Raw genomic sequence first — 13,349 nt, 5'->3', positions numbered from 1 at the left:
CGGGTCCGCGTGGACCCGGCCCTGCGCCGTCGTACCCGGTATGGAGACCGGAGTGGACTGCCTAGTGGTCGACCGCCTTCTCGGCGCCGACGCCGGTCAGTGAACGGACCTCCATCTCGGCGTGCTTGGTCGGGTCCTCCTTCGTCTTGCTGAGCACCGTGCCCAACCAGCCCAGGAAGAACGCCAACGGGATCGAGACGATGCCGGGGTTGCTCAGCGGGAAGATGGCGAAGTCCGCCCCGGTGATCATCGAGGTCTCGGTACCGGAGACGACCGGCGAGAACACGATGAGCACGATCGCCGCACCCAGACCGCCATACATCGACCAGACGGCCCCCTGCGTGGAGAAGCGCTTCCAGTAGAGCGAGTAGATGATGGTCGGCAGGTTGGCCGACGCGGCGACCGCGAAGGCCAGCGCCACCAGGAAGGCCACGTTCTGGCCCTGGGCGCCGATGCCGCCGATGATCGCCAGGATGCCGATGACCACCACGGTGCGGCGGGCGACCTTCATCTCCTTCTCCGGGGTCGTCTTGCCCTTGGCGATGACGTTCGCGTAGATGTCATGGGCGAACGACGCGGCTGCGGTGATGGTCAACCCGGCCACCACCGCCAGGATGGTGGCGAAGGCGACCGCGGAGATCACCCCGAGCAGGATCGGCCCGCCGAGCTCGAACGCCAGCAGCGGTGCCGCCGAGTTCACGCCGCCGGGGGCGTTGGTGATCCGATCCGGACCGATCAGCGCGCCGGCGCCATAGCCGAGCACCAGGGTGAAGAGGTAGAAGGCGCCGATGAGCCAGATCGCCCAGACCACCGACTTGCGGGCCTCCTTGGCGGTGGGGACCGTGTAGAAGCGCATCAGCACGTGGGGCAGGGCCGCGGTGCCGAGCACCAGGGCCAAGGCCAGGGAGATGAAGTCCAGCTTGGAGGTCTCCGATGCCCCGTACTTCAGGCCCGGATCCAGCAGTGCCGGGTTGTTGGCGGTTTCGACGGCGGCACCCATCAGCGTGGAGAGGTTGAACCCGTACATGGCCAGCACCCAGATGGTCATGATGAACGCACCGGTGATGAGCAGGCACGCCTTGATGATCTGCACCCAGGTGGTGCCCTTCATGCCACCGACCAGTACGTACACGATCATCAGGCCGCCGACGACGGTGATGACCAGCGACTGGCCGAGCTTGCCGTCGATGCCCAGCAGCAGCGACACCAGCGCGCCGGCGCCGGCCATCTGCGCCAGCAGGTAGAACAGGCAGACGGCCAGCGTGGTGGTCGCCGCGGCGATGCGGATGGGGCGCTGCTTCAACCGGAAGGAGAGCACGTCGGCCATGGTGAACTTGCCGGTGTTGCGCAGCATCTCGGCCACCAGCAGCAGGGCCACCAGCCAGGCGACGAGGAAACCGATCGAATACAGGAAGCCGTCGTAGCCGTTGATGGCGATGGCCCCCACGATGCCCAGGAACGAGGCTGCCGAGAGGTAGTCCCCGGCGATGGCCGTGCCGTTCTGGGTTCCGGTGAAGGAGCGGCCGCCGGCGTAGTAGTCGGCTGCCGTCTTGTTGTTCTTGCTCGCCCGCAGCACCACGACGAGGGTGACGCCGACGAAGAGGGCGAAGATGCCGATGTTCACGAAGGGGTTGCCCACCGACGTGGACTCGGCAGCCGCCGCGAGGGGGACGGCGACGCTGGTGGCCAGGACGCTCATTTGAGGTCTCCTTCATCGATGGTGGCCTCGAGGCGCTCACGCAGTGCCGTGGCCTTCGGGTCCAGCTTCTTGTTCGAGAAGTGGACGTAGGCGGCGGTGATGCCGAAGGTCGAGACGAATTGCAGCAACCCCAGGATGAGCCCCAGGTTGATGTTGCCGGCGATCTTGATGGACATGAAGTCGTGGGCGTAGTCGGCCAGCAGGACGTAGGCGAAGTACCAGACCAGGAAGGCGATGGCCATCGGGAAGACAAAGCTGCGGTGGGTGCGGCGCAGTTCCTGGAACTCGTCGCTGGCCTGGACTGCGGTGAACTCGCCGGCCGCCTGGTCCGGGTGGGCCGTTTGGACGCCGGCGTCCGCTGCGGCCGTCTGGTCCTCCGGAACGGGGTCCGGGGTGGTGGGGTGTGCCATGGTTCCTCCTCAAAGTGGTGTTGCCGTCGGCCCCGTGCCGGGTGTCGTTCCCCGCCCGCGACCGCAATGATGGCTTCCATCACTGTCATTCACGCGTCGGCGATAGTGAAGTGCGTCACGTCCCCGTGTGGCCCAACGGTGCCGTGGATGCGCCGAGCGGTCGGGCCTCCCGGCGAGCGGTAGCAGCCCGCGCCCCGTCGTGGCCGCGCTCCCCCGGACCGCTCGGTCCTGCGTCTAGGCTGTGTCCATGCTGTCCGCCGCCACCCAGACCACGGTGATCATCGCGATCCTCACCATTGCCGTGGCAGTGGTCTTCTACGTCGGATTCCGGACCCTGCGCTCGTTCCGCGACCTGGGCACGGACGCCGACCGGGCCACGTATGAGACCCTGCACCGGGTCTCCCAGGCGGCCCCGCATTTCAGTGCCGGCCTGCAGGCCGAGGGGGCCGGCCGGGCGGCACGGCATCTGCGCGATGTGCTCGGCTGCGAGGGGTTGGCCATCACCGATACGACGACGGTGCTGGCCCTGGATGGACCGTTGGCCGATCCCGGCTGCGACTCCCCCACCGACCTGGCGCGCGGCGCCGTCCAGGCGGTGGAGGCAGCCCGCACCCAGGTGGTGCGGGGCCCCGGGGCCGACGGCGTCTACGCGCCGATCCTGGTCCGCGGGGTCGCGGTGGGCACCGTGGTGGCGCTGGCTCCGCGGGCCAACGCCGGGCTGGTCCGTGCCACCACCGAACTGGCGGCCTGGGTCGCGGCCCAACTGGGACTGGCGGAACTCGACGAGTCCCGCGCGCTGTTGATGGAGGCCGAAGTCCGCGCCCTGCGCGCCCAGATCAGCCCGCACTTCATCTACAACAGCCTCAACGCGATCGCCTCCTTCATCAACACCGACCCGCAGCGCGCCCGCACCCTGGTGGTCGAGTTCGCCGACTTCACCCGGTACTCGTTCCGCCGCCACGGGGACTTCACCACCCTCGCCGAGGAACTGCAGGCCATCGACCGCTACCTGCTGCTGGAGAAGGCACGGTTCGGGGACCGCATCCGGGTCTCCCTGGCCATCGCCCCGGAGGTGCTCAGCACGGTCATGCCGTTCCTGTCGCTGCAGCCGTTGGTGGAGAACGCGGTCCGCCATGGGCTCGAGGGCAAGGCCGGTGGCGGGCTGATCAGCCTGACGGCCTCCGATGCCGGGGCGTTCGCGGAGATCACGGTGGAGGACGATGGCGTGGGCGCGGACCCGGAGGCCTTGCGCGCCGTCCTGGCCGGCACCTCCGACGGCGTCCACGTGGGATTGCGCAATGTGGACGTGCGGTTGCGCCAGCTCTATGGGGACGGCCACGGCCTGGTCATCGACACCGCACCGGGCGCCGGAACGCTGATCACGCTGCGGATCCCCAAATTCCAACCCGGGTACGACGCCGGCCCGCCGGCCTGAGTGCCAGGGCTCACATCGCTGCCTAGACTGGTGGCATGATCAATGTCGTCGTCGCAGATGATGAGCTGCCCGCCGTCGAGGAACTGGCCTTCCTGCTCGACGCCGACGCCCGCGTGGGCCAGATCCACCGGGCCACCTCCGGGGCCGCGGCGCTGAAGGCGCTGGAGGAGTTCCCCGTCGACGCCCTCTTTCTGGACATCCACATGCCGGCGCTCTCCGGCCTGGACATCGCCCGGGTGATCTCCCGCTTCAGCCGGCCCCCCGCCGTCGTCTTCGTGACCGCCGACGAGGCGCAGGCGCTGGAGGCCTTCGAACTGGCGGCGGTGGACTATGTGCTCAAGCCGATCCGCCCCGAACGCCTGGCCGAATCGGTGCGCCGGGTCTGCGAGCTGATCCAGGAAGGGCCCACCGAACCCGAGGTCGTCACGGTGGACCAGGGTGGGGTCACCAAGATGATCCGCCGCGACGAGATCCGCTACGTCCAGGCCCAGGGCGACTACGCCCGCCTGCACACCGCCGACGCCAGCTACCTGATCCGGGTCCCGCTCAACGACCTGGAACAGCAGTGGGCGCCGGCAGGCTACCTGCGCATCCACCGGGGGTACCTGGTGGCCATGAACCGGGTGGAAAAGGTCAAGATGGCGCCGGGCAAGGCCTCGGTGCTCATCGGCGACACCGAGTTGCCGGTCAGCCGCCGGGCACTGCCGCTACTGCGGGAGAACCTGGCAGCCAACCGCATCCGTCCCCTGTGAACGCCCCGGGTCCGGGCGGGCAGCAGGACCGGCAGACTCCACCGGTGCGGGTCCGCGTGACGGCGCCGGAAGGTGCCCCGTTGGGCGTGTCCGGCCGGCGGACCGGCCCCGATCCGGCCGCCGAGTTCTACGTCAGGTCACTGATCCGCTCCCAATTGCGCCTGTCCCTGTCGGTGGCGGTGGGGTTCCTGCTGCTGCTGTTGTGCCTGGCCGTCATGGTGGCCGCGTGGCCGCAGATCCACGCCATCCGGATCCTGACGATCCCGCTGCCGTGGATCGTGTTGGGGATCGGGGTCTACCCGATCATCCTCTCGGGGGCGTTCCTCTACAACCGGGTCAGCGCGCGGTACGAGGCGCGCTACCGGGACGTGACCGGCGAATGAGCGCCGGTACGGCACTGCTGGCGATCGCCGTCGTCATGCTGGCCACGGTGCTGATCGCCGTGCATGGGCTGCGCCTGTCGCGGACCACCGGGGACTTCTACGTCGCCTCCCGCACGGTGCGCCCCTGGTGGAATGCCTCGGCCATCGGCGGGGAATACCTCTCAGCGGCCAGCTTCCTGGGCATCGCCGGGCTGATCGTGGTCTCCGGGCAGGACGCGCTCTGGTTTCCGATCGGCTACACGGCCGGGTACCTGATGCTGCTGCTCTTCGTGGCGGCTCCCCTGCGCCGATCCGGGGCCTACACGCTGCCCGATTTTGCCCAGATCCGGCTCCACAGCCGGATGGCCCGGCTGGTGACCAGCATCCTGGTGGTCGTGGTCGGGTGGCTCTACATCGTGCCCCAACTCCATGGGGCGTCCCTGACGTTGGCGATCACCACCGGGTTGCCCGGCTGGCTCGGTGCGGCGATGGTCATGGCGGTGGTCTGCCTGACGGTGGTCGCCGGCGGGATGCGCTCGATCACCTTCGTGCAGGCCTTCCAGTTCTGGCTCAAGCTCGGGGCGCTCGCGGTGCCCACCGTGTTCCTGCTGCTGGAGCTGGGCATCACCGGACGCTCCGCGACCGGCAACGGGTTGGCGTTCGACCTGCCCCAGGAGGCGCTGGGCCAGTCGGGGATCTATTCGACGATCTCGTTGATCGTGGCGTTGCTGTTCGGGACGCTGGGGCTGCCGCATGTGCTGGTGCGCTTCTACACCAACCCGGATGGGGCCTCGGCACGCCGGACGACGGCGATCGTGCTGGTCCTGCTCTCGGTCTTCTACCTCTTCCCCACAGTGCTCGGTGTGCTCGGGCGGGTCTACCTGCCGGAGCTGGCACAGAACGGCAATGCCGATGCGACGGTGCTGCTGCTGCCGGCCCGCGTGGTCGGTGGAACCGCGGGGAACCTGCTGACTGCCCTGGTCATCGGGGGCGCGTTTGCGGCATTCATGTCCACTACGTCGGGTCTGGTGGTCTCCCTGGCGGGGGTGATGAGCCAGGACCTGTTCGGCGGCACGGTGCGCGGCTTCCGTTGGTCAGCCGTCCTGGCCAGTGCGGTCCCGCTGCTGCTGGCCCTGGGCACCAGCACCTTGGCGCTGGCCGGGGCGATCGGGGCGGTATTCGCCTTCACGGCCTCCACCATCTGCCCGCTGCTGCTGTTGGGCATCTGGTGGCGGGGGCTGACGGCTGCCGGTGCGGTGGCCGGAATGCTCGCCGGCGCCCTGGCCTGCGGGGTGGCGATGCTGGTGGCCTCGACCGTTCCCGACCTCGCGGGCTTGGCACTGGACCTGGCCACGCAGCCGGCCGCCTGGACCGTCCCGTTGGCGTTCGTGGTCACCGTGTTGGTGTCGCTGGCCACCCGCGGACCATCCCCGGGGGCGACGTCGACGGTCATGACCCGGCTGCACGCGCCCGAGCGGGCGGCGTCCGGTCCGGGGGCCAGCCGGATCTAGCCGCAGCTAGTCGATGGAGGCCATGAGCTCCACGACGCGGTCCAGGAAGGCGTCGACCTGGCTTTCCTCGTAGCCGTCCCGGCCGACGGCCTCACGGAAGGAGGCCTTGCGGACCGCATCGACGCTCATGGGGACGTCCTGCTCGAAGTACTGCAACAGATGCCCGCACAGCTTGTCGACGTCCTCGATGTGGTAGCTGGGGGCGTTGCGGCGGCTGGGGCGGCGGAAGCGCTGCCCCGGTTCGCGGTGGAGCCGGCCGCGCAGGATGGCCGAAAGGTGTCCCACCTGCTCCAGCCAGGCCTCCTCGCCGGAGGCCTCGATCAGGGCGTCGCGCTCACGCTGGGCGAAGACGTCCTCGAGCCGGTCCAGCGCGGCGTCGACTTCCTGGGCGACGTAGCCGCCCTTCTGCGGTTCGAAGGAGGTCCGGCGAACCAGGTGGCTGGTGACCACGCTGTCGTCGTCGCCGGTGCCGTTGTAGGTGGCGCGGGCACGGGCCAGGAAGTGATCGACCTGCTTGACGTGGTAGCCGAACTCCTGGGAGTCGACCCGTTCGAAGGGGGTCTGGGTCTTCTGCTGGCTGTCCTGGCTCACTGCACTTCCCTCAAGCTGGCGTTGCTGGCTGACGTGGCGGCGGCCGGGGTGGGCCGCCACATTACTGCACCCATCTTAGGGCAGCGGCAGGCCAATCGTGCCGTCCACGCCGGGGAGCAGCAGGACCGAAAGGATATAGCCGATCGGGAAGGAGAAGACGACCGAATCCAGCCGGTCCATCACCCCGCCGTGTCCGGGCAGCAGATTGCTCATGTCCTTGATCCCGAGTTCACGCTTGACCATCGATTCGGCCAGGTCGCCCGCTGTCGCGGCTGCCACCGTGGCCAACGCGAGCGGGATGCCGATCCACCAGGGGCGGTCCAGCATGAACACGATGCACGCGATCCCGACCACGATCGCCCCCAGGCAGGACCCGGCAAAGCCCTCCCAGGACTTCTTGGGGCTGATCTTCGGTGCCATCGGGTGCTTGCCCAGCGAGGCGCCCACCAGATAGCCGAAGGTGTCGTTGGCGACGACCAGCAGGAGCACGACGGCGACCAGGGTCCGGCCGCGGTCCTCCAGCATCAGCAGGATGGCGAAGCTGATGAGGAAGGGCACCCACAACAGCACGAAGGTGGAGGCAACGACGGAGCGGAAGGCCCCGGCCGCGCCCTCCACGATCCGCCAGACCAGGACCAGCAACACACTTCCGGCCAACGCGAACCCGAGGGCTTCGGCGCCACCCAGATAGGCGGAGAACGGCAGGACGATGCCCGCCACCGCCAGCGGCGGCAGCGGGACCTCGGTCTTCGCGGCCATGAGCGCGCGGCTGACTTCCCAGGAACCGACGACGGCGAACACCGCCACGATCCCCACAAAGGCCAGCGGCACGAAGAACAGGCCCAGCAGGACGGCGGCGAGCAGGACGAACCCGACCCCGATGGCTGCCGGGAGGTCACGGCCGGCCCGCGAGGGCTTGGCAGCGCGCTGGTCCCGCAGTTGGCGCCGCGAGAGCGGCGCCGGTGCCGCGGGGTCCGGCCCCGGCGCTTCACCGTGGCCGCTGGCAGCGCCGTCGGGTTGCGTCGGAGTGGGCATTAGACGTCCAGCAGCTCGGTTTCCTTGCGCTTGAGCAGCTCATCGACCTGGTCGGTGGCCTTCTTGGTCAACGCGTCCAGGTCCTTCTCGCCACGCGAGCCGTCGTCCTCGCCCACGTCGCCGTCCTTGACCATCTTGTCCATGGTCTCCTTGGCCTTGCGGCGGTGGTTGCGGATCGCGACCTTGGCATCCTCGCCCTTGCCCTTGACGACCTTGACGTATTCCTTGCGGCGTTCGGCCGTCAGCTCGGGCAGGGTCACGCGGATGACCTTGCCGTCGTTGGACGGGTTGGCGCCGATCTCGGAGTCGCTCAGCGCCTTTTCGATCTCACGCAGCGCGGTGACGTCGTAGGGGGTGATCAGGATCGTACGTGCGTCGGGAACGGCGAACGAGGCCAGCTGCTGCAGCGGGGTCGCCGAGCCGTAGTAGTCCACCAGGACCTTGGAGTACAGGCCCGGGTTGGCCCGGCCGGTACGAATCGTGGCGAAGTCCTCCTTCGTCGCCTCGAGGGTACGCTCCATCTTCTCGTTGGCGTCCTGCAGGGTTTCCTCGATCACTACTCTCTCCTTCGGAATCCGGTGCCGCCAGACGGCTCCGGGGTGGGTTCCACGCTCAGCATTCATCCTATGCCACGGTGGAGCTGCTCGGTGGTGGCGGGGCTAGACGGTGACGCGCGTGCCCAGGGCCTCGCCGCGGATGGCGCGGGTGACGTTCCCGTCCCCCGACATGCCGAAGACCATCATTTCCAGCCCGTTGTCCTTGCACATGGTCATGGCCGTCTGGTCCATCACGCGGATGTCCTTCAACAGCGCCTCGTCGTAGGTCAGCGTCTCGAGGCGTTTGGCGGTGGGGTCCTTCTTGGGGTCGGCGGTGTACACGCCGTCAACACCGCTCTTGGCCATGAGCACGACGTCGGCACGCACCTCCAGGGCCCGCTGCGCGGCCACGGTATCGGTGGAGAAGTACGGCAGACCGGCACCGGCACCGAAGATGACCACGCGGTTCTTCTCCATGTGGCGGATGGCCCGGCGCGGGATGTAGGCCTCGGCCACCTGGGCCATGCTGATGGCGGACTGCACGCGCGTCTCGACACCTGCCTGCTCCAGGAAGTCCTGCAGCGCCAGGCAGTTCATCACGGTGCCCAGCATGCCCATGTAGTCGGCACGGGAACGGTCCATGCCGGACTGGGAGAGCTCGGCACCCCGGAAGAAGTTTCCGCCGCCAACGACGATGGCGGTCTCCACCTCGCCGACGGTCGCGGCGATCTGCTCGGCGACGCCGCGCACGGTCACCGGGTCGACGCCGAGCTTGCCGCCGCCGAAGACCTCACCGGAGAGCTTGAGCAGGACCCGGCGACGGGTCCCGGACTCGTTGGTGATCTGGGTCGGTTCTACCTGCTGGGTTGCTGCCATGGAGGACTCCTGTCGCGGACCGGGGTCCGCCGTCGTGCTGGGTTTCAAAAATGGTCTGGGCGTGGCAAGGGGGCGGCCACCTCAGTGGTGGCCGCCCCCTTGTCAATGCCGCATGGGCGGGCGGAATCCGGCCGCCGTTAAGCTGCTAGGAGCCTACGCGGAAACGGGCGAACCCGGTAGCCTTGACGCCGGCGCCCTCGAGCACCTTGCCAACGACCTGCTTGGAGTCCTTCGCGAACGGCTGGTCCAGCAGCACGATCTCCTTGAAGAACCCGGTCATGCGGCCTTCAACGATCTTCGTGAGTGCGGCTTCCGGCTTGCCTTCGGCGCGGGCGGTCTCATCGGCGATGCGACGCTCGTTGGCGACGGTCTCGGCGGGAACGTCCTCGCGGCTCAGGTAGGTCGGGGCCAGTGCCGCGGTGTGCACTGCCACGTCGTGGGCGACGGTCTGCGCGGCTTCGCCGGAACCATCGACGACCATGAGGACGCCGACCTGGGCCGGGAGGTCCTTGGACGTCTTGTGCAGGTAGGCATCAACCGTGGCGCCTTCGAGGCGGGCCAGACGGCGGACGACAACCTTCTCGCCCAGGATGGCGCCTTCTTCGATGACGACGTCGGACAGCTTCTTGCCATCGACATCGGCGGCCAGCAGGGCCTCCAGGTCGGCGGCGCCGGTGGAGACAGCCACCTCCAGGACCTTGTCGGCGAGGGCGATGAACTTGTCGTTCTTGGCGACGAAGTCGGTCTCGCAGTTGATCTCGATCATGACGCCGACGGTGCCGTCGACGACCTTGGCGGCAACCAGGCCCTCGGCGGTGGAGCGGCCTTCACGCTTGGTGGCGCCCTTGAGGCCCTTGACGCGGATGAGCTCGATGGCCTTCTCGGCATCGCCGTTGGCCTCGTCGAGTGCCTTCTTCACGTCCATCATGCCTGCGCCGGTGCGCTCGCGAAGCGCCTTGATATCAGCGGCGGTGTAGTTCGCCATGTGCAACCCCATTCTCAGTGGTGATCTAGCTAGTTCCCACGAGCCGGTCCGATCACGGACGCGGCCCGGTTTGAAGGGAGCCGGCGAGCCAGATGGCCCGCCGGCTCCCGTGGCCCAACAGTTGTTACTTGGCGTCCTCGGCCGGAGCCTCGGGTGCTGCTTCGGCTTCGGCGGCCGGAGCTTCCTCAGCAGCCGGAGCGGCCTCGGCTGCGGGAGCCTCGGTCTCTTCGGGCTTGGCCTCGAGCAGCTCGCGCTCCCACTCGGCCATCGGCTCTGCGGCGGCCTCGGTGTTGCCACTCTGCTTGTTGCTGCGGGCGATGAGGCCCTCGGCAACGGCGTCGGCGACGACGCGGGTCAGCAGGTTGACGGAGCGGATGGCGTCGTCATTGCCCGGAATCGGGAAGTCGACCTCATCCGGATCGCAGTTGGTGTCCAGGATGGCCACGACGGGGATGTTCAGCTTCTTGGCCTCGTCAACGGCGAGGTGCTCCTTCTTGGTGTCAACGACCCAGAGGAGCGACGGTGCCTTGGTCAGGTTGCGGATGCCGCCCAGGTTGGTCTGCAGCTTGGTGAGCTCGCGGCGCATCAGCAGCAGTTCCTTCTTGGTGTACATCGAGCCTGCGACATCGTCGAAGTCGATTTCCTCGAGCTCCTTCATGCGCGAAACGCGCTTGGAGACCGTGGCGAAGTTGGTCAGCATGCCGCCGAGCCAGCGCTGGTTGACGTACGGCTGGTTGACGCGGGTGGCCTGCTCGGAGATGGCCTCCTGGGCCTGCTTCTTCGTGCCGACGAACAGCACGGTTCCACCGTGGGCAACCGTGGCCTTGACGAACTCGTAGGCGCGGTCGATGTAGGACAGCGACTGCTGGAGGTCGATGATGTAGATGCCGTTGCGCTCGGTGAAGATGAAGCGCTTCATCTTCGGGTTCCAGCGACGGGTCTGGTGGCCAAAGTGGACGCCGCTGTCGAGCAGCTGGCGCATGGTTACGACGGGCATGTCGCAACTCCTTCCGGCGGTAGCAGTCCGATCCCTGACGGGATCGCGGTAACCACCTGTTGTTTCGGTTGTCTGGCGTTCCACCGGTCGGTGGCGCCCCTGGCATTGTGCACCGGTGTCCCGGTCCGTGCCGCCTACCGGGTTTCCGGACCGTGGGCGGCATGGTCCATCCAGTGTTGAGGATGGAGACGCAATGCGCGAAGTCAGTTCCCTGCGCATCCGACCCATAGGCACAGGCCATCGACGCACAGAACTGCGGTTACCAGTGTACTACAGCGGGGAGGGCCCCCGGACCGCCGTCGTGCCCTCCACAAGCGGCAGCAGCGCCCGGATATCCCCCGTCATCAACGGCGGGGACCAGACGCCGGAACTGCCATCCAGGATCCTTGCATGGACACGTCGATTTCCCGCTTTCATTCCACCGCGCTCCTGCTCACCTGCGCCCTGCTGGCCGTGGGGCCTGCCTCCGCAGTGGCGCCCCGTCCGCCGGCCGGGGAGGCGCCTGCACCTGCGGGGGCCTGGGCTTGGCCCGCGGGCGGACCGGACCAGCTGCTGGCGGTGTTCGATCGGCCGGATTCGCGCTGGTCCGCCGGACACCGCGGCGTTGACCTCACCACCGCACGCGGCGCACCGGTGCGCTCCCCCGCCGCGGGTGTCGTGGCCTTCGTGGGCGTGGTCGTTGACCGCCCGGTGGTGACCGTGGACCACGGCAACGGGTTGGTCTCCAGTTTCGAGCCGGCACTCGCCGACGTCGCGGTGGGTGAGGTCGTCTCGCGGGACCAGCGGATCGCCAGCGTGGATGTTGGCGGGCATTGTTCGGATGTCTGCCTGCATTGGGGGGTGCGCCTGAACGGCGAGTACATCGACCCCCTGTCGCTGGTGATGGACCGGCGCCCCTCGGTGCTGCTGCCGATACCGGAGGCTACCGGCCGGCGATCGCCCGACGGTAGACAGCGATCATGAGTTCGGTCTGCCGGCTTTGCAGGAAACGCTCCGGGTCCACCGCACCGGCATCGACCTGCCGACCGGCGCGCAGTTCACCGGTGGCCTGCGATAGCGCCCGCGCCAAACCATCGATCGTGTCGTCGGGGGTGAGCCACACCATCTCCGGTGGCAGGTCGGCGGCGATCCGGTGGTCGCTCAAGACGGTGGGGGTACCCAGTGCCGCGGCCTCGTAGACGGTCATCCCCTGGGTCTCGAACCCCTGCGACGTCTGGACCAGGGCGTCACTGCGTCGCAGTTCGGTGAGCATCTGCCGGTAGGGCACCCGGCCGCGGAAGGTCACGGTGGAGGCGGTGATGTCGGCAGCCAACCGTTCGGCCCGATGACGGTCGGCGCCGTCACCGAAGACGTCCACCTGGGCCGTGATGCCCGACGCCGCGACGGCTTGGAGGAAGGGGATGAGGCGTTTCTCGGCGCTGAACCTGCCGATCCAGGTCAGCACGGGCCGGTCCCGCGGGGCCCGGTCGCGGGGCTCTGCCAGGAGGTCGTGTGCCACGTCGTCGTCCAAGCCGGTGGGGATGACCTCGACTCCCCTGCACACGCCGTGGTCCTGGAGGAGTTCGGCGAAATGGGTCGAGGGCGCCGTCACCACGGCGGCCCGGGACGCGAAGCCGCGCAGGTACGCCCAGGCATCCCGCGGCGTGGGCCCACCGGTGTGCAGCACCCGTCGCTGCATCAGCCCGAAGGCGCGTTGGAAGAGGCCGGGAAGCGGCATGGTCGCCCGCATTCCTGCTTCGACATGGTTGTGCATGGTGTGGACGACGGGGACCCCCAGCGCCGAGGCGACGGCGTATCCGACAGCGGCCCCCCAGAAGTCGGCCTGGACGTGGATGACGTCAACGGGCCCGCGCCGGCGCAGTGCGTCGATCACCGTGGTGATGGCGCGCTTCGAGGGAATGGACATCCCGTATTCTCCGGGGCCCAGCGGGAGCGTGGGCATCGGGAGGATATCCGGATCCGGCGTTGAGTCCTTGCCCCGCAGCGCTGGCGATACAACACTGCTGCGGTGGCCGGCACGCGAGAGGAACTTGCGCTGCAGTTCGACGGACGTCTGCATGCCACCCAGGGTATGGGGATGCTGGTCGGTGAACATGACCACGTGCAGTGCGTTGTCCATGCTGGCCCTCCGGATCGGTGTCTGCCGTTGACGAAACCACC

14 protein-coding genes are annotated in these 13,349 nt (G+C 68.3%); 5 read left to right on the top strand and 9 right to left on the bottom strand.

Going from position 1 to position 13,349, the window contains the following annotated elements; genetic code table 11:
- Positions 1 to 61 precede the first annotated feature (61 nt).
- Positions 62 to 1,699 (bottom strand): solute symporter family protein, encoded by a 1,638-nt coding sequence (locus ABD088_RS13760; protein ID WP_343902522.1) that lies wholly within the window; start codon positions 1,697 to 1,699, stop codon positions 62 to 64.
- Complete coding sequence (locus tag ABD088_RS13755; RefSeq protein ID WP_343902521.1) at positions 1,696 to 2,109, bottom strand: DUF485 domain-containing protein; 414 nt, start codon at positions 2,107 to 2,109, stop codon at positions 1,696 to 1,698. Before ABD088_RS13755 ends, ABD088_RS13760 begins: the two co-directional genes overlap by 4 nt.
- A gap of 247 nt (positions 2,110 to 2,356) precedes the next feature.
- Between ABD088_RS13755 and ABD088_RS13750 the strand changes: the two genes are divergently transcribed.
- The 4 genes from ABD088_RS13750 to ABD088_RS13735 are packed head-to-tail and all read left to right on the top strand — an operon-like array spanning position 2,357 to position 6,169.
- The gene (locus tag ABD088_RS13750; RefSeq protein ID WP_343902519.1) at positions 2,357 to 3,544 is read left to right on the top strand and encodes a sensor histidine kinase; all 1,188 of its coding nucleotides are present in this window, start codon (positions 2,357 to 2,359) and stop codon (positions 3,542 to 3,544) included.
- A gap of 35 nt (positions 3,545 to 3,579) precedes the next feature.
- Positions 3,580 to 4,296, top strand: a complete 717-nt coding sequence (locus ABD088_RS13745; RefSeq protein WP_343902518.1) for a LytR/AlgR family response regulator transcription factor — start codon at positions 3,580 to 3,582, stop codon at positions 4,294 to 4,296.
- Between the two features lie 44 nt (positions 4,297 to 4,340).
- The gene (locus ABD088_RS13740) at positions 4,341 to 4,679 is read left to right on the top strand and encodes a hypothetical protein (protein WP_343902517.1); all 339 of its coding nucleotides are present in this window, start codon (positions 4,341 to 4,343) and stop codon (positions 4,677 to 4,679) included.
- Positions 4,676 to 6,169 carry a sodium/solute symporter gene (locus ABD088_RS13735; protein ID WP_343902516.1) on the top strand — a complete coding sequence of 498 codons (1,494 nt, stop codon included), beginning with the start codon at positions 4,676 to 4,678 and terminating at the stop codon, positions 6,167 to 6,169. The genes ABD088_RS13740 and ABD088_RS13735 overlap by 4 nt, the downstream gene beginning before the upstream one ends.
- A 6-nt stretch (positions 6,170 to 6,175) precedes the next feature.
- On the opposite strand, the gene ABD088_RS13730 is transcribed toward ABD088_RS13735, so the two are convergent.
- From ABD088_RS13730 to rpsB, 6 genes are all read right to left on the bottom strand, one after another.
- Positions 6,176 to 6,760: a DivIVA domain-containing protein gene (locus ABD088_RS13730; protein WP_343902515.1), complete on the bottom strand. Its 585-nt coding sequence runs from the start codon at positions 6,758 to 6,760 to the stop codon at positions 6,176 to 6,178.
- Between the two features lie 75 nt (positions 6,761 to 6,835).
- Positions 6,836 to 7,795 (bottom strand): phosphatidate cytidylyltransferase, encoded by a 960-nt coding sequence (locus tag ABD088_RS13725; protein WP_343902514.1) that lies wholly within the window; start codon positions 7,793 to 7,795, stop codon positions 6,836 to 6,838.
- A complete protein-coding gene (gene frr, locus ABD088_RS13720; protein ID WP_343902513.1) occupies positions 7,795 to 8,352 on the bottom strand; it encodes a ribosome recycling factor in 558 nt (185 codons plus the stop codon). Before frr ends, ABD088_RS13725 begins: the two co-directional genes overlap by 1 nt.
- A 102-nt stretch (positions 8,353 to 8,454) precedes the next feature.
- On the bottom strand, positions 8,455 to 9,207 hold the full coding sequence (pyrH, locus tag ABD088_RS13715) for a UMP kinase (RefSeq protein WP_343902512.1): 753 nt from the start codon (positions 9,205 to 9,207) through the stop codon (positions 8,455 to 8,457).
- Positions 9,208 to 9,352: 145 nt separating this feature from the next.
- Positions 9,353 to 10,192 (bottom strand): translation elongation factor Ts, encoded by an 840-nt coding sequence (gene tsf, locus ABD088_RS13710; protein ID WP_343902511.1) that lies wholly within the window; start codon positions 10,190 to 10,192, stop codon positions 9,353 to 9,355.
- Positions 10,193 to 10,316: 124 nt separating this feature from the next.
- Positions 10,317 to 11,189 (bottom strand): 30S ribosomal protein S2, encoded by an 873-nt coding sequence (rpsB, locus tag ABD088_RS13705; RefSeq protein WP_343902510.1) that lies wholly within the window; start codon positions 11,187 to 11,189, stop codon positions 10,317 to 10,319.
- 390 nt (positions 11,190 to 11,579) lie between these two features.
- Between rpsB and ABD088_RS13700 the strand changes: the two genes are divergently transcribed.
- On the top strand, positions 11,580 to 12,152 hold the full coding sequence (locus tag ABD088_RS13700; RefSeq protein WP_343902509.1) for a M23 family metallopeptidase: 573 nt from the start codon (positions 11,580 to 11,582) through the stop codon (positions 12,150 to 12,152).
- Here the strand turns inward: ABD088_RS13700 and ABD088_RS13695 are convergent.
- A complete protein-coding gene (locus ABD088_RS13695) occupies positions 12,112 to 13,308 on the bottom strand; it encodes a glycosyltransferase (RefSeq protein WP_343902508.1) in 1,197 nt (398 codons plus the stop codon). The two genes, ABD088_RS13700 and ABD088_RS13695, sit on opposite strands and share 41 nt — an antisense overlap.
- Positions 13,309 to 13,349 lie beyond the last annotated feature (41 nt).

The organism is Arthrobacter rhombi, assembly GCF_039526245.1.
In the GTDB taxonomy this organism is placed as follows: domain Bacteria; phylum Actinomycetota; class Actinomycetes; order Actinomycetales; family Micrococcaceae; genus Arthrobacter_H; species Arthrobacter_H rhombi.
The sequence above is the reverse complement of the archived record's forward strand: the minus strand, read 5'-3'. Positions and strand labels throughout refer to the sequence as shown.